This window comes from Pseudomonas sp. DR48 (assembly GCF_019823085.1).
In the GTDB taxonomy this organism is placed as follows: Bacteria; Pseudomonadota; Gammaproteobacteria; order Pseudomonadales; family Pseudomonadaceae; genus Aquipseudomonas.
On sequence record NZ_CP081946.1, the window covers coordinates 5,998,511 to 6,015,467 of the forward strand.

A 16,957-nucleotide genomic window follows, 5' to 3' on the forward strand; every position below is an offset into this window, starting at 1 on the left:
ACCATGACCATGCAATCAAGTCCTGTGCAGAGCTATCGAGACGATTTCAGTTTTCGCAACAGCCCCGCCGCCATCCGTCGTTTCCCCTTCCCCTTCACCGAGGACAGCTACCTGTATTCGGTGAACATCGAACCGGCGACTTCCCGGGATCCCGGTTCGATTTACCAGCACGCGTTCGACATCGATGAACACTATCGCTCGGAAATGGCAGAACGCGCCCTTGTGCTCGACAAGGATCCGCGCCGCTACCTGGTGCTGCCGCACATGCAAGTGGCGGCCTGGGATGCGCTGCAAATGCTGATGGAGCATCTGGCCGCCGATTATCCGCAGTGGTTCACCCTCAAGCGTGACGCGCAGCACTGGCATTGGCGCAACACCTTGCTCGATATCGACCAGCACTTCGTATTCGGTGATGCCGCGACCTTGCCCTGTGAACCGCTGGAGTTCATTGGCCGACAGGTGCAGGGGGATTTCGCCCTGCTCGATCAACGCGACGGCGATCTGTACATGGACGCCGGCCTGGTCACCAGCCCCGCCGACTGGTCCCTGGCCTTCGACGCCGGCATGAGTTTCAAACAGTGGCATTCGCCGGTGCCCATGGCCCACCAGATGGGCATCTTCGACCGCGCGCTGAAGTACCTGCTCAACCTGCAAGTGGGGCAACCGGTGCGGCGTCTGAACTGGACGCTGACCATCAACCCGCGCCTGGATTCTTCCCCCGAGACTTTCCATGAATGGGGCGCCGACCGCGGCCGCATCACTGCCCAGAACGTCGGGCAACAGGTTCACCTGCGGGTCGAGTTGCAAGTGATGGTCCGCCTGCCCCGCAGCAACGCGGTGATGTTCAGCATCCGCACCTACCTGATCAGCATGGATGAGCTGGTCACTCAGCCCGGCTGGGGCTGCCGCCTGCACCGTGTGCTGCGCGACCTGCCCGAGCCGATCGCCGACTACAAGGGCATGAGCCGCTACCGACAGACCCTGGTTGAGTGGCTGAGCCGCTTCGACCAGGCCTGAACCCTGACCCCACTTTCACCGACAAGGATCTTCACATGGCGCATTCATGGCGTATTTCTGCACTGGCCGAACGGCACCGCGCACTCGGCTCGAACCTCGAAGACTGGAACGGCATGGGCACTGCCTGGACCTACGACAGCGATCTGGCCGATCACCATCAGGCAATCCGTACCCGGGCCGGGCTGATGGACGTGTCCGGGCTGAAAAAAGTCCACTACGTAGGCCCCCACGCCGAGAGCCTGCTGCAATGGGCAACCACCCGCGACATCGCCAAGCTCTACCCCGGCAAGTCGGTGTATGCCTCGATGCTCGATGAGGACGGTAAGTTCGTCGATGACTGCATCGTCTACCGCACCGGACCCAACGCCTTCATGGTGGTGCACGGCGCCGGCAGCGGCCACGAAATGCTGGTGCGCTCATCCCAGGGCCGGCAAGTGGCGGTGCTGTTCGATGACGACCTGCACGACCTGTCGCTGCAAGGACCGCTGGCGGTGGATTTTCTCGCCGAGCATGTGCCTGGGATTCGTCAGCTGCCTTACTTCCACCACCTGCAAACCCGCCTGTTTGACCGCCCGGTGATGATCTCTCGCACCGGTTACACCGGCGAACGCGGCTACGAGATTTTCTGCAAGGCCGCCGATGCCCCGGCGCTGTGGGACACGATCCTCGAACAAGGCGCAGGGCTGGGCATCATCCCTTGCGCCTTCACTGCACTGGACTGGTTGCGGGTGGAAAGCTCGCTGATGTTTTTCCCCTACGACAACTCGCAGATGTACCCCTTCGCCGATCAGAAGGCTGGCGACACCCTGTGGGAAATGGGCCTGGATTTCACCGTGTCCCCGGACAAGCGCGAATTCCGTGGTGCCGAAGAGCACTTGCGCCTGCGCGGCCAGGAGCGCTTCAAGATCACCGGCGTGCTGCTCGAAGGCGTGCGTGCCGCCGAAGCCGGCGACACCCTGTGGCAAGGCAACCAGCAAGTCGGGGTGATCACCTGCGGCATGTATTCACGCCTGAGCAAACGCTCGATGGCCATCGCCCGGATGAGCGTCGCTTGCTCGGTCCCAGGCATTGCCTTGCAGGTGCGCGGCAGCCAGGAAAGCGCCGCCGTAACCCACGCCCTGCCCTTCGACGATCCGGAAAAAACCAAGCGCACGGCCAAAGGCTGAGCCTCCAACCACTTTATCCAAGAGGCCTTCGATGGACACCTCCAACGAACATTACATCCTCAAGATCAATTGCCCGGCAGCGTCCGGCATCGTCGCCGCAATCACCACCTGCCTGGCCGGACAGCAGTGCTACATCAGCGAGCTGGCGCAATTCGACGACGAGTTCACCGGGCAGTTTTTCATGCGCGCGGTGTTCCGCTTCAACACCGGCGTGACCGGCGATATCGGTGCCCTTCGCGAGGGTCTGGGTGACCTGGCTGGCGGCTTCGACATGCAGTGGCAGCTGTTCTGCAGCAGCCAGCCGACCCGCGTGCTGCTGATGGTCAGCAAATTCGACCACTGCCTGACCGACCTGCTGTACCGCCACCGCAAGGGCGAGATGGATATGCACATCACCGCAGTGGTTTCCAACCATCTGGACCTGCGGGCCATGGCTGAACGCGAAGGTATTCGCTTCATCTACCTGCCGGTCAACAAGGACACCAAGGCCAGCCAGGAAGCCGAGTTAATGCGCATCGTCGAGGACACCCAGACCGACCTGGTGGTGCTCGCCCGCTACATGCAAATTCTGTCTGACGGCCTGTGCCAGCAACTGTCCGGTCGAGCCATCAATATCCATCACTCGTTCCTGCCCGGTTTCAAGGGTGCCAAGCCCTATCACCAGGCCTACGACCGTGGCGTGAAGCTGATCGGCGCCACCGCCCACTACGTCACCAGTGACCTCGACGAAGGCCCGATCATCGAGCAGGAAATCCAGCGCGTCGATCACACCTACCAACCCGATGCGCTGGTCGCCATCGGCCGCGACACCGAGACCGTCGCACTTTCCAAAGCCCTGAAATACCACCTGGAACACCGGGTGTTCATCAACCAGGACAAGACGGTGATTTTTCGCTGAGCGCGCCCTTTTCCGATCCATCGCCACAAGACACAGCCACAAGACACAGCCACGAGAGACGACCATGACCACACGCGTAGCAATCATCGGCGCCGGCCCTTGCGGCATGGCTCAACTGCGGGCATTTCAATCAGCCAGGGACCAGGGCACGCCCATCCCGGAACTCGTCTGCTACGAAAAACAGCAGGACTGGGGCGGCATGTGGAATTACACCTGGCGCACCGGCCTGGATGAAAACGGCGAACCGGTCCATGGCAGCATGTACCGCTATTTATGGTCCAACGGCCCGAAAGAATGCCTGGAGTTCGCCGACTACAGTTTCGAGGAACATTTCGGTCGCCCCATCGGCTCGTATCCGCCACGGGAAGTGCTGTGGGATTACATCAAGGGCCGCGTCGAAAAAGCCGGAGTTCGCGACTACATCCGTTTCAACAATGTGGTACGCCAGGTCACCTTTGACGAAGAGACTCGCCGCTTCACGGTGGTCGCCCACGACTACGGCAGCGATACCCGGACCTCGGAAGAATTCGACTATGTGATCAACGCCTGCGGGCACTTTTCAACGCCCCAGATGCCGTACTTCCCCGGATTCGAGCAGTTCGGCGGGCGCATTCTGCACGCCCATGATTTCCGCGACGCGCTGGAGTTCAAGGGCAAGGATCTGCTGATTGTCGGCAGTAGCTATTCCGCCGAAGACATCGGTTCCCAGTGTTACAAATACGGCGCCCGCAGCATCACCAGTTGCTACCGCACCGCGCCCATGGGCTATGACTGGCCCGCCAATTGGGAAGAAAAACCGCTGTTGCAGCGCCTGGAAAAAAACCGCGCGTACTTTATTGACGGCACCCACAAGCACATCGATGCGGTGATCCTCTGCACCGGCTACAAACATCACTTCCCCTTCCTGCCGGACGAACTGTGCCTCAAGACTGACAACCGACTGTGGCCGATGAACCTGTACAAAGGCATTTTCTGGCAGCCCAACCCGCAACTGATCTACCTCGGCATGCAGGACCAGTGGTACTCGTTCAACATGTTCGACGCCCAGGCCTGGTACGCCCGCGACGTGATCCTGCAACGCATCGCTTTACCCGGGCAAACACAAAGGGCCGCCGATATCCAGCAATGGCATGACCGCGAACAGCAGCTTGAAACCAACCAGCAGATGTTCGAATACCAGGGCGCCTATATCCAGCAATTGGTGGACGCCACGGACTACCCGAACTTCGATATCGCCGGGGTCAACGACACCTTCCTGCACTGGAAGCACGACAAGGCCCACGACATCATGGGTTACCGCGACAAATCCTACCGATCGCTGATGACCGGCACCCAGTCGCCGCCCCACCACACGCCCTGGCTGCATGCTCTTGACGACTCCATGGCGGCGTACCTCGCTGAACCGGCGATATCCGTCAAGTCGATCGGTTGACCCGGGAGTCCCACCATGAACGCACCTCGTGTTTCCCATCCGCGCGAGCCCGGACTCTTTGCCCGAGCCCCGGGCCTGGAGCGCTATCGGGTGGCCGGCGGCGGCCTGACCCTTGTCGCGTTGCAGCCCGGCGACAGCCTGCAAGTGATCGACCTTGAAGGCCGGCAGCCCTGCGAATTACTGGCCATCGATACCCTCGGTCGCAGCGCCCTCGCGGCCTGGGGGCTGATCGATTCGACGGCCTGCGGGTTCATCGGCGCACGGCTCGCCGAACCGACCGTGCAATCGCGGCGCATTGGCCAGGCGCTGAGCCGACGTGCGATTGATCCACAGCACCTGCCCAGCGCCGCTTCACTCTGGGGCGAGGACAGCCCGGCCAACTTCAGCCGCCGCTTCGTCGCCGACGGTGAGCTGCTGGTGATCGTCGCCGCACCCGCCGGGCCAACCGCCGTTGACCGGCAATACCGGCCCAGCGAGCTGCGACTGCTGGTGACACGGGCCAATCCCTCACCCCTGCTGCTCCCCGCGTTGCCCGAACCCTTGGGTGAGTTAATCGACGAGTTCACCCTCGGCGCTGGCACCGCCCTCAGTTACACCGTCGGTAAAGGTCAGTACGTGCAGGTGCTGGATGTCGCCGGTCGCCAGTGCTCGGACTTCGTCGCTCTGGATCGGCGGGCACTGGATCGCGGTCTGGAACTGGACCTGGACCAGACCGTCACCCGCACCCTGAACGGTAGCGCCTACCCGGCACCGGGACTGTTCTCAAAGTTTTTCGACCGGCAGATGCAACCGATGCTGGAGGTGGTGCGTGACACCGTCGGCCGGCACGACTCCTTCGCACTGGCTTGCGCCGCGCGCTACTACGAAAGCCATGGCTATTTCGGGCACGACAACTGCAGCGACAACCTCAGCCGAGTGCTCGCCTCCCATGGGGTCGGAGCCCGCAATGGCTGGCCGGCGATCAATTTGTTTTTCAATACCGGGATCGACGCGCACCAGCAGATGACCCTGGATGAGCCCTGGTCGCGCCCCGGCGACTACGTGCTGCTGCGGGCCATGACCGACCTGGTGTGCGGCAGTACTTCGTGCCCGGATGACATCGACCCGGCCAATGGCTGGAACCCGACCGATATCCATATCCGCATCTACAGCGAAAAGGAGCGTTTTTCCATCGCCATGAGCACTCGAACCACGGCCGATGCCGACCCGATCCTCACCCGTGAGTCCGCGTTCCATTCACGCACCAGCGCCTTGACCGGCAGCTTCGTCGACTACCGCAACTGGTGGCTGCCACTGCGCTATGACGGCTATGGCGCGATCGAGGAATACCTCGGTTGCCGCGAGCGCGTGGCCGTGATGGACCTGACCGCCCTGCGCAAATTCGAAATCATCGGCCCTGACGCCGAAGCCTTGTTGCAGCACTGCCTGACCCGCGATGTCCGGCGCCTGGCGGTGGGTCAAGTGGTGTATTCGGCAATGTGTCACGAGCATGGCGGCATGCTCGACGACGGCACCCTGCTGCGCCTGGGCCCGGACAATTTCCGCTGGATCTGCGGCGAGGATTACGCCGGAGCCTGGCTGCGCGAACAGGCGCAAAAGCTCGGTATGAAAGTCTGGGTCAAATCCGCCAGCGAGCAGATTCACAACCTGGCGGTGCAAGGCCCGATGAGCCGCGAGCTGCTCAAACAGATGGTCTGGACCGCGCCGACCCAACCGAGCCTGGAAACCCTCAGCTGGTTCCGTTTTCTGGTGGGCCGTCTGGACGGGTACGACGGCTGCCCGTTGATGATCTCGCGCACCGGCTACACCGGCGAACTGGGCTACGAAGTCTGGTGCCAACCCGAGGATGCGGAGCGGGTCTGGGACCGGATCTGGCAACTGGGCCAACCTTTGGGCCTGGTGCCGCTGGGCCTGGAAGCGCTGGACATGTTGCGCATCGAAGCCGGGCTGATTTTTGCCGGTTACGAGTTCAGCGACCAGACCGATCCGTTCGAGGCCGGTATCGGTTTTTGTGTTCCGTTAAAAGGCAAAACCGATGATTTCATCGGCCGCGATGCCCTGCTACGGCGCAGCGCCCATCCCGCTCACAAACTGGTGGGCCTGCAACTGAGTGGCAACGAAGGCGCCCACCACGGTGACCCGGTGTACCACGGCCGAGCCCAGGTCGGAGTCATCACCAGTGCCTGCCGCTCACCGCTGCTGGCCAGCAATATCGCGCTGTGCCGGGTCGACGTGGCCTGCGCCGACGCCGGCACAGCGTTGGAGATCGGCAAAGTCGATGGCCTGCAGAAGCGCATCAGCGCCACGGTCACCGCAGCGATTTTCTACGACCCGGACAAGAGCCGGGTACGCAGTTGATCGATCACACGAGCTTGAGCGCCACCCGACTTTGACTGCCCCACTACTCCTCTACTCAGACATGGGAATACGAAGATGGAAGCGACTACGTTCGAGGCCGTACCGCAGGCCGCCAGCTCAGTGGGCAGCCTGCACCGCAAGATTGATTGGCGCGGGGCTTTCTGGGTCGCCAGTGGCGTGCCCGCCCTGGTCCTGTTTTCTATCGGCGCGATTGCCGCCACGGTAGGCAAACCGGCCTGGATCGTCTGGATCGTGTCGATCCTGTTCGGCTTCATCCAGGCCTTCACCTATGCCGAAATCGCCGGGCTGTTTCCACACAAATCCGGTGGCGCGTCGGTCTACGGCGCAGTTGCCTGGGTGCGCTACAGCAAGCTGATCGCACCGGTCTCGGTGTGGTGCAACTGGCTGGCCTGGTCCCCGGTGTTGTCCATTGGCTCGGGGCTGGCAGCCGGTTACATCCTCACCGCCTTGTTCCCCGCTGATGCGCTGATCAATACCTGGCAACTGACCTTGCTTGACCTCGGCTGGGTCAAGAGCGGCCTGTCGCTGCGGATCAACGCAACGTTCGCCATCGGCCTGTTGATTTTACTGACGGTGTTCGCCGTGCAGCATGGCGGCATCTTGCGCTCGGCACGCCTGACCCTGGTGCTTGGGGTGACCTCGCTGATTCCCTTGCTGCTGGTGGGCGTGGTGCCGCTATTCACCGGTGACGCGGCCCAGGCCAATTTCCTGCCCCTGTACCCATTGGCCCATGACGCGGCCGGGCAAGTGATCGACGGGCCTTGGGACATTTCCGGGTGGTCATTGATGGCCGGCGGCCTGTTCATGGCCGCGTGGTCCACTTACGGCTTCGAAACCGCCGTGTGCTACACCCGGGAATTCAAGGACCCCAAGCGTGACACGTTCAAGGCGATCTTCTACGCCGGCCTGCTGTGCATTCTGGTGTTCACCCTGGTGCCCCTGGCGTTTCAGGGCAGCCTCGGACTCGGCCAACTGGTGACACCGGCCGTTCTCGATGCCAGCGGCGCGGTGGTCACACCGGCGGTCTACAGCGGTCTGCTGTCACCCGCGATCTACAGCGGCATGGGCGTCGGCCAGGTCATGGCAGACAGCATCGGCGGCGGAAAACTGGTGGCCAACATCGTGCTGATCATGTTGGTCCTGGCCACGCTGCTGGCAATCATGACTTCGATGTCCGGCTCCTCGCGCACCCTGTATCAGGCGTCGGTGGATGGCTGGCTGCCGAAATATCTGGGGCGCACCAACGAACACGGTGCACCTACCGCAGCGATGTGGACCGACTTGTCGTTCAACCTGCTGCTGTTGCTGATGTCCGATTATGTGTTCGTGCTGGCCGCATCCAACGTCAGCTACATCATCTTCAACTTTCTTAACCTTAATGCTGGCTGGATCCATCGCCTGGACCGTCCCGACTGGATACGTCCGTACAAGGCTCCGACCGTGCTATTGGCCGCCGGTGGTGTACTGAGCTTCGTCAACCTGGCGTGCATGGGGTTGGGAGCCGATATCTGGGGCGCCGGCACGCTGGTGACCGGCCTGTTGCTGGCGCTCTTGATCCTCCCGGTGTTCTGCTTCCGGCACTACGTGCAGGACAAGGGCCGCTTCCCGGAAGCGATGATCAGCGACCTGTATATGCAGACCGATACCGGACAAAAACGCGCCGGGTGGCTGCCTTATGCCACGCTGGTCGCGGGTGTACTGGTGGTGTACGGTTGCCATCAACTGGTAGCCTAAGCGCCCTTGCCTGCAGGTCTGATGGATCATCGAGGCGCATCAATGCCTCGATGATCACTTCGCCCCTCTATCAATCAAGACGACGGTGACTCTTTTGATCAGCACCACCCCCGCTCTTGCCCGCGTTATCGACGGCAAAGCCATCTCTGCCCAGGTTCTCGACGAAGTTCGAGAAGAGGTTCTGGTCCTGGCCGGACAGCAGATTTACCCCGCCCTGGCCGTGCTGCTCGTCGGTGAAGACCCGGCCAGCGAGGTCTACGTGCGCAACAAACTGCTGCGGGCCAAGGACGTCGGGATCCGCTCCCTTGAATACCGTCTGCCGGAAACCGCCAGCCAGGCGCAAGTGTTGGAACTGATTGCGCAACTGAATGCCGATGCCACGGTGAACGGCATCCTCGTGCAGCTGCCATTGCCGGCCCATATCGACGAAGGCGCGGTGATCCATGCCATTGATCCGATCAAGGACGTGGACGGCTTTCATCGGGAAAATGTCGGCGGCCTGGTGCAAGGCATTGAAGTCCTGACACCCTGCACACCCAGCGGCTGCATGCGCCTGCTGCACGAAACCTGCGGCGACTTGAGCGGCTTGCACGCGGTGGTTATTGGCCGCTCGAACATAGTCGGCAAACCCATGGCGACCTTATTGTTGCAGGCCCATTGCTCGGTCAGCGTGGTGCACTCGCGCAGTGTCGATGCACCGGCGTTGTGCAGGCTGGCGGACATCGTGGTCGCGGCGGTAGGTCGTCCTGAGATGATCGACGCCAGCTGGCTCAAACCCGGCGCGGTGGTGATCGACGTCGGCATCAATCGCATCGCCAGTGAGTCCGGCAACCGGCTTGTAGGCGATGTCGATTACGCCAGTGCGCGCACAGTGGCCAGCGCGATCACGCCAGTACCCGGCGGGGTCGGTCCGATGACCATTGCGTATCTGCTGAAAAACACCCTGATCGCCAGTCAATTGCAGCGTGGGGCCCAGGCGCGGGAACGACAGGCGAACAGTATTGCCGTGACTATCTAGGCCTCCCGAAAACGGCCCACGCGCAGGTGGGCCGTGTCAGTCAACATGCCCCCCCTGACCTTTGCACGCTCGGCAACACAGAATTGTCATCAGACCGATTGATCGCTTTCTAACCGAAGGCGCATGCTAGAGGGCTCGCTTTAGTCTTATATCATTCCGAATGATAGTTACCTTTGCTTCATTCGATTCGTGAGATACACCCTCCCCCGAGCATCATCCGTCCATTCTCAATACATTGGCGGATGCATCCATGGAACATTCACTCAAACATTTGCGCTTCCCGTTGGCCTTGCTGGCCGTACTGGTGATGAGCGCCTGCGGCAAGGCCCCGGAGTCTGCCGCTACCATGCCTGCGGCGAAAGTCAGTGTCGCCAAGGTGCTGGAACAACCGATCAATGAGTGGGACGAATTCACCGGGCGCCTCGAAGCGCCTGAAACCGTAGAAATTCGTCCACGGGTCTCGGGCCAGATTGACGAAGTGGCCTTCACTGAAGGCGCACTGGTCAAGAAAGGCGACCTGCTGTTCCAGATCGACCCGCGTCCGTTCCAGGCTGAAGTCCGCCGCCTCGAAGCCCTGGTTGCCCAGGCCCGCGCCAATGCCAACCGCAGCGACAACGAAGCCCAGCGTGGCGAACGCTTGCGTACCAGCAACGCGATCTCCGCCGAACTCGCCGACTCGCGCACCAGTGCCGCACAAGAAGCCCGCGCCGCCGTCGGCGCCCTTCAGGCGCAACTCGATCTGGCCAAACTGAACCTGAGTTTCACCCGCGTCACCGCACCTATCAGCGGTCGCGTCAGCCGTGCGGAAATCACCGCCGGGAACCTGGTCACCGCCGACACCACCGCGCTGACCAGTGTCGTTTCCACCGACAAGGTCTACGCCTACTTCGACGCTGACGAACGTGTGTTCCTCAAATACACCCAGCTCGCTCGCCAAGGCAAACGCGGTGCAACCACTCCGGTTTACCTCGGCCTGTCCAACGAAGACGGCAACCCTCACCAGGGCGTGATGAACTTCGTCGACAACCAGGTCAATCCGAAAACCGGCACCATCCGCGGTCGCGCCGTGTTCGACAACACCGACGGCACCTACACCCCAGGCCTTTATGCCCGTCTGAAACTGGTCGGCAGCGGTACCTACTCCGCCGTGCTGATCAACGATGAAGCGGTCGGTACTGACCTGGGCAAAAAGTTCGTGCTGGTGATGGATGCCGACAACAAGACAGCCTATCGCGCGGTCGAGCTCGGTCCGAAGATCGAAGGCTTGCGCATCGTGCGCAGCGGCCTGAACAAGGATGACACCGTCATCGTCAAGGGTCTGCAACGGGTTCGCCCTGGCTCGCCGGTCACCCCCGAAGTGATCCCGATGGCCAGTGAACAAACCCTCGCGGCACTCGCACAACAACGACAAGCGCTGGAAGCCAGCAACCTGCCCCAAGTCGCACCTGCCAAGGTCGCGCCGGGTTCGGTTGTGAAACTGGCTGCTGCGACTCCACGCGGTTAAGGGACGACAACTCCGATGAATTTTTCCCAATTCTTCATTTCACGGCCGATCTTTGCAGCGGTGCTCTCGCTGCTGATCCTGATCGCCGGCGCCATCTCGCTGTTCCAGTTGCCGATCAGTGAATACCCGGAAGTGGTGCCACCGACGGTGGTGGTTCGTGCCAACTTCCCGGGCGCCAACCCAAAAGTCATCGGTGAAACCGTGGCGGCTCCTCTTGAGCAAGCCATTACCGGCGTCGAGAACATGCTGTACATGTCCTCGCAATCCACCGCTGACGGCAAGATCACCCTGACCATCACCTTCGCGCTGGGCACTGACCTGGATAACGCACAGGTCCAGGTGCAGAACCGCGTGACCCGTACCGAGCCCAAGCTTCCAGAAGAAGTGACGCGCATCGGTATCACCGTCGACAAGGCCTCTCCGGACCTGACGATGGTGGTGCACTTGACCTCGCCGGACAAACGCTACGACATGCTCTACCTGTCCAACTACGCCTTGCTCAACATCAAGGATGAGCTGGCACGTCTGGGCGGTGTCGGTGACGTGCAACTGTTCGGCATGGGCGATTACTCCCTGCGGGTATGGCTCGATCCAAACAAGACCGCTTCGCGCAACCTGACGGCGACCGATGTCGTTACGGCAATCCGTGAGCAGAACCGTCAAGTGGCGGCCGGTGCACTGGGCGCGCCGCCTGCGCCGAATGCCACCGCATTCCAGCTGTCGGTCAACACCCAGGGCCGTCTGGTTTCTGAAGAAGAGTTCGAGAACATCATCATTCGCTCCGGCGATAACGGTGAGATCACCCGCCTCAAAGACATCGCTCGCGTTGAACTGGGTTCCAGTCAATACGCCCTGCGCTCGTTGCTGAACAACCAGCCGGCGGTGGCGATCCCGATCTTCCAGCGTCCGGGTTCGAATGCGATCCAGATCTCCAACGAAGTTCGCGACAAGATGGCCGAACTGAAGAAGAACTTCCCGGAAGGCATGGACTTCAGCATCGTCTATGACCCGACGATCTTCGTGCGCGGCTCCATCGAGGCGGTGGTCCACACCCTCTTCGAAGCACTGATCCTCGTTGTACTGGTAGTGATCCTGTTCCTGCAGACCTGGCGCGCCTCGATCATTCCGTTGGTGGCGGTGCCGGTTTCGCTGATTGGTACGTTTGCCGTGATGCACCTGTTCGGCTTCTCGCTGAACGCGCTGTCGCTGTTCGGACTGGTATTGGCCATCGGTATCGTGGTGGACGACGCCATCGTGGTGGTAGAGAACGTCGAGAGGCACATCGAGCTGGGAGAAACGCCCGTAGAAGCCACCAAGAAAGCTATGCGAGAGGTGACCGGGCCGATCATTGCGACGGCGCTGGTGCTGTGTGCGGTATTTATCCCGGCGGCGTTCATTTCCGGACTCACCGGCCAGTTCTACAAACAGTTTGCCCTGACCATTGCCATCTCGACCGTGATCTCGGCGTTCAACTCGCTGACGCTGTCCCCTGCCCTGGCCGCCGTGCTGCTCAAGAGCCACAGTTCACCGAAAGATCGCTTTACCAAAGTGCTTGATAAACTATTGGGCGGTTGGCTGTTCCGTCCCTTCAACCGGTTCTTCGAACGCGCCAGCCATGGCTATGTCGGCACCGTAGCCCGGGTTATCCGCAGCAGCGGTATTGCACTGCTGTTGTACGCAGGCCTGATGGTGCTGACCTTCTTCGGTTTCGCCCACACCCCGACCGGTTTCGTACCCGGCCAGGACAAACAATACCTGGTGGCCTTCGCGCAACTGCCGGACGCTTCGAGCCTGGACCGTACCGAAGACGTGATCAAACGCATGTCCGACCTGGCCCTGAAACAGCCAGGTGTGGAAAGCGCCGTGGCGTTCCCGGGCCTGTCGATCAACGGCTTCACCAACAGCCCTAACGCCGGCATCGTGTTCGTGACCCTGAAACCGTTTGACGAGCGTAAAGACCCGAGCATGTCCGCCGGTGCGATTGCCGGTGCCTTGAACGGTCAGTTCGCCGGGATTCAGGAAGCCTACATGGCGATCTTCCCGCCGCCGCCCGTACAGGGTCTGGGCACCATCGGTGGTTTCCGCCTGCAGATCGAAGACAAGGGCAACCTCGGCTACGACGAGCTGTACAAAGAAACCATGAACATCATTACCAAAAGCCACAACGTGCCGGAACTGGCCGCCCTGTTCACCAGCTACACCGTGAACGTGCCGCAGGTCGATGCCGCCATCGACCGCGAGAAAGCCAAGACCCACGGCGTGGCCGTCAGCGACATCTTCGACACCCTGCAAATCTATCTGGGTTCGCTGTATGCCAACGACTTCAACCGCTTCGGTCGGACTTATCAGGTCAACGTTCAGGCTGAACAACAGTTCCGTCTCGAACCAGACCAGATCGGTCAGCTCAAGGTGCGCAACAACAAAGGCGAGATGATCCCGCTGGCGACCTTCATCAAGGTCAGCGACACCTCGGGTCCAGACCGCGTGATGCACTACAACGGCTTCATCACCGCTGAAATCAACGGTGCGGCAGCCCCGGGCTACAGCTCCGGCCAGGCTCAGGCGGCCATCGAGAAACTGCTCAAGGATGAACTTCCTAACGGCATGACCTACGAATGGACCGACCTGACCTACCAGCAGATTCTGTCCGGCAACACCGCGCTGTTCGTGTTCCCGCTCTGCGTATTGCTGGCCTTCCTGGTACTCGCGGCTCAATACGAAAGCTGGAGCCTGCCGCTGGCGGTGATCCTGATCGTACCGATGACCTTGCTGTCGGCCATCACCGGTGTGATCGCCTCGGGTGGTGACAACAACATCTTCACCCAGATCGGATTGATCGTACTCGTGGGGCTTGCCTGTAAGAACGCGATTCTGATCGTCGAGTTTGCCAAGGATAAACAGCAGGAAGGCCTCAACCCGCTGGCTGCGGTTCTGGAAGCGTGCCGTCTGCGTCTGCGTCCGATCCTGATGACCTCCTTCGCGTTCATCATGGGCGTAGTGCCTTTGGTCTTCTCCAGCGGTGCCGGTGCCGAAATGCGTCACGCCATGGGTGTGGCGGTGTTCTCCGGGATGCTCGGGGTGACCTTCTTCGGCCTGTTGCTGACGCCTGTGTTCTACGTATTGATTCGTAACTTTGTGGAGCGCGGTGAAGCGCGCAAAGCGGCCAAGGCGCTGAATCATCAAAAGCAACTGGAGGCGCAACAATGAGCCTGAAAGCCTTCCTGCCGAGCCTGCTGGTACTGGCCCTGAGTGCCTGTGCCGTCGGCCCGGACTACAAGACCCCTGCCACTGAACCGGCCAACATCACCACCGCCACCGATGGCGCTGCCGGTCAGAAGAACTTCGACCGCTCGCGCTTCGAAGGCATCTGGTGGCAGCAGTTCGAAGACCCAACGCTCAATCAGTTGGTGACTCAATCGCTGCAAGGCAACCGTGATTTGCGGGTGGCATTCGCCCGCTGGAAAGCCGCCCGGGCGATTCGTGATGACGTCAGCAATGACGCCATGCCGACCGTTACCAGCCGCGCCAGCAGCGATCTGGCCAAGGGGCAGATTCCTGGCCAGACCACCCAACGGGTCAACAGCGAACGCTACGACCTGGGTCTGGACATGGCCTGGGAGATCGATCTGTTTGGCCGCATCCAGCGCAACCTGGAATCGGCCGACGCCGAACAGCAAGCGCTTGAAGCCGATCTGTACCAACTGCAAGTCACCATGATTGCCGAACTGGTGGATTCCTATGGCCAACTGCGCGGTGCGCAACTGCGTGAAAAGATCGCCATTGCCAACCTGAACAACCAGCAGGAGTCGCGCAAGATCACTGAAAGCCTGCGTGATGCCGGCGTCGGCGATCAACTGGACGTGGAGCGTGCCGATGCACGCCTCGCCTCGGTCGAAGCCAGCGTGCCTCAGTTACAGGCTGAACAGGTTCGGCAGAAAAACCGTATCGCCACCCTGCTGGGTGAGCGTCCGGACAAATTGACCGTCGATCTGAGTCCAAAGAGCTTGCCGGCCATCGCCAAGGCTTTGCCAATCGGTGATCCCGGCGAATTGCTGCAACGTCGTCCGGACATCCGTAGCGCCGAACGCAAACTGGCCTCCGCCACCGCCCGTATCGGCGTGGCCAAGGCCGATTTGTTCCCTCAAGTCAGCCTCAGCGGCTTCCTTGGCTTCACCGCCGGGCGTGGTTCGCAAATCGGTTCCTCGGCAGCCAATGCCTGGGCACTGGGCCCAAGCATCACTTGGGCGGCATTTGACCTGGGCAGCGTGCGGGCACGTCTGCGCGCCGCCGATGCCGATGCCGAAGGCGCACTGGCAACCTACGAGCAGCAAGTGCTGCTGGCACTGGAAGAGTCGGAAAACGCGTTCAGCGACTATGGCAAACGCCAACAACGCTTGATCTCGCTGATTCGTCAAAGTGAAGCAAGCCGCGCCGCCGCGGACCTGGCCGAAATTCGCTACCGCGAAGGCACCGTGGACTTCCTCGTCCTGCTGGATGCCCAGCGTGAGCGTCTGGCGGCAGAAGATACCCAGGCCCTGGCCGAAACTGATTTGTATCGCGGCATTGTCGCGATTTACAAAGCCCTTGGCGGTGGCTGGCAACCCGAGACGGTGGCCAGCAACTAATATTTTAAAGCGCTCCTTTTGGTTGGTCGCAACCAGCCAGTTTTTTAGCCTCGTGCCTCATTCGGTCGCGGGGCTTTTTTTTGCCTGTCCATAGCCCCCTGATACACCACACCCCCCCTGTGGGAGCGGGCTTGCTCGCGAAAGCGATGGGTCATTCAGCATTTATGTTGCATGTGCATCCGTCATCGCGAGCAGGCTCGCTCCCACAGGGGGGCTAGGGTTGGTCTTGAGATTTGTGGTCTTCCATGACGGTCACCGTGGCCGTGGTCCCGGCGCGCAGGCGATTTTTGGCGAGATAGTCGGCGTCAATCTGAATTCTCACCGGCACCCGTTGCGCCAGTTTGACCCAGGTGTAACTGGGGTTGATGTTTGCCAGCAATCGTCCGCCGGGCAGGTTCTCCCGGTCGGCGATGGCAAAGGCGATGCTTTGGACGGTGCCGCCGAAAGTCTCGCCGCTCATCAACTCGATCCTGACGCGGTCGCCCTCCTCTATTCGCGGCAGCTTGGTTTCTTCGAAGTAGCCACTGACATAAAACGAATCGCTATCAACCAACGCCAACAACGCGCCACCGGCGGCGGCATAGTCACCCTGTCGGGTGAGCAGGTTGGTCACGTAACCGCTGACGGGGGCTTCGACCCGGGTGCGCTGCAAGTCGAGCTCAGCCTGGGTCAACGCGGCGATGGCCAGTTGCACATTAGCCTGGGCCAAACCGAGGTTGGCCTGGTTGCGCAGCAATTCAGCCTGCGCCACGGCCACGTCCGTGCTGGACTTTTCCCACTCCTCGCCAGAAATCGCGGCACGTTCCTTGAGTGTGCGACGCCGGTGCTCTTCGCTCTGACGCTGCCTGAGCAGCGCCTGGCTGGAAACAATGGTCGCTTCGGATTGCCCCAAAGAGGCTTTCGCCACTTCCACCGAACGCTTGGCATGTTCCACCGCCAGCTTGTAGCGCGCCGGATCGATCTCCAGCAACAGCTGGCCTTTATCGACATGCTGGTTGTCATGCACCGTCAGGCTGACGATGCGCCCCGAGACATCGGCGGACAACGTCACCACATCGGCGCGAACCCGTGCATCGCGAGTCCAGGGCGCGCGGGTGTAATGCTCCCAGGCGTACCCACCGAGGACAAAGGCCAGCAGCACCACCACAACGGTCGTCAGTCGGGCGAGGATCTTCTTCAAGGCA

General features: G+C 61.2%; 11 protein-coding genes. 10 read left to right on the forward strand and 1 reads right to left on the reverse strand.

Annotated features, from left to right (window positions below; all coding sequences use genetic code 11):
* Positions 1-3: 3 nt before the first annotated feature.
* From K5K95_RS27075 to K5K95_RS27120, 10 genes are all read left to right on the forward strand, one after another.
* On the forward strand, positions 4-1,017 hold the full coding sequence (locus K5K95_RS27075; RefSeq protein WP_222586930.1) for a heme-dependent oxidative N-demethylase family protein: 1,014 nt from the start codon (positions 4-6) through the stop codon (positions 1,015-1,017).
* A 35-nt stretch (positions 1,018-1,052) separates the two neighbouring features.
* Positions 1,053-2,183, forward strand: coding sequence for an aminomethyltransferase family protein (locus K5K95_RS27080; protein WP_222586931.1), 1,131 nt, complete (start codon positions 1,053-1,055; stop codon positions 2,181-2,183).
* Positions 2,184-2,214: 31 nt separating this feature from the next.
* Positions 2,215-3,081: a formyltetrahydrofolate deformylase gene (gene purU, locus K5K95_RS27085; RefSeq protein WP_222586932.1), complete on the forward strand. Its 867-nt coding sequence runs from the start codon at positions 2,215-2,217 to the stop codon at positions 3,079-3,081.
* 64 nt (positions 3,082-3,145) lie between these two features.
* Complete coding sequence (locus K5K95_RS27090) at positions 3,146-4,513, forward strand: NAD(P)-binding domain-containing protein (RefSeq protein WP_222586933.1); 1,368 nt, start codon at positions 3,146-3,148, stop codon at positions 4,511-4,513.
* A gap of 15 nt (positions 4,514-4,528) precedes the next feature.
* Positions 4,529-6,871 (forward strand): DUF1989 domain-containing protein, encoded by a 2,343-nt coding sequence (locus K5K95_RS27095; protein WP_222586934.1) that lies wholly within the window; start codon positions 4,529-4,531, stop codon positions 6,869-6,871.
* A gap of 75 nt (positions 6,872-6,946) precedes the next feature.
* Entirely contained in the window at positions 6,947-8,626 is a 1,680-nt protein-coding gene (locus K5K95_RS27100; protein WP_222586935.1) for an APC family permease, read from the forward strand.
* A 94-nt stretch (positions 8,627-8,720) separates the two neighbouring features.
* Positions 8,721-9,644 (forward strand): bifunctional methylenetetrahydrofolate dehydrogenase/methenyltetrahydrofolate cyclohydrolase FolD, encoded by a 924-nt coding sequence (gene folD / locus K5K95_RS27105; protein WP_222586936.1) that lies wholly within the window; start codon positions 8,721-8,723, stop codon positions 9,642-9,644.
* Between the two features lie 250 nt (positions 9,645-9,894).
* Positions 9,895-11,148, forward strand: coding sequence for a multidrug efflux RND transporter periplasmic adaptor subunit MexE (mexE, locus tag K5K95_RS27110; protein WP_222586937.1), 1,254 nt, complete (start codon positions 9,895-9,897; stop codon positions 11,146-11,148).
* A 15-nt stretch (positions 11,149-11,163) separates the two neighbouring features.
* Complete coding sequence (locus K5K95_RS27115; protein WP_222586938.1) at positions 11,164-14,355, forward strand: efflux RND transporter permease subunit; 3,192 nt, start codon at positions 11,164-11,166, stop codon at positions 14,353-14,355.
* Positions 14,352-15,773, forward strand: a complete 1,422-nt coding sequence (locus K5K95_RS27120) for an efflux transporter outer membrane subunit (RefSeq protein WP_222586939.1) — start codon at positions 14,352-14,354, stop codon at positions 15,771-15,773. Before K5K95_RS27115 ends, K5K95_RS27120 begins: the two co-directional genes overlap by 4 nt.
* A gap of 214 nt (positions 15,774-15,987) precedes the next feature.
* Here the strand turns inward: K5K95_RS27120 and K5K95_RS27125 are convergent, their stop codons facing one another.
* Positions 15,988-16,953, reverse strand: coding sequence for an HlyD family secretion protein (locus tag K5K95_RS27125; protein ID WP_222586940.1), 966 nt, complete (start codon positions 16,951-16,953; stop codon positions 15,988-15,990).
* Positions 16,954-16,957 lie beyond the last annotated feature (4 nt).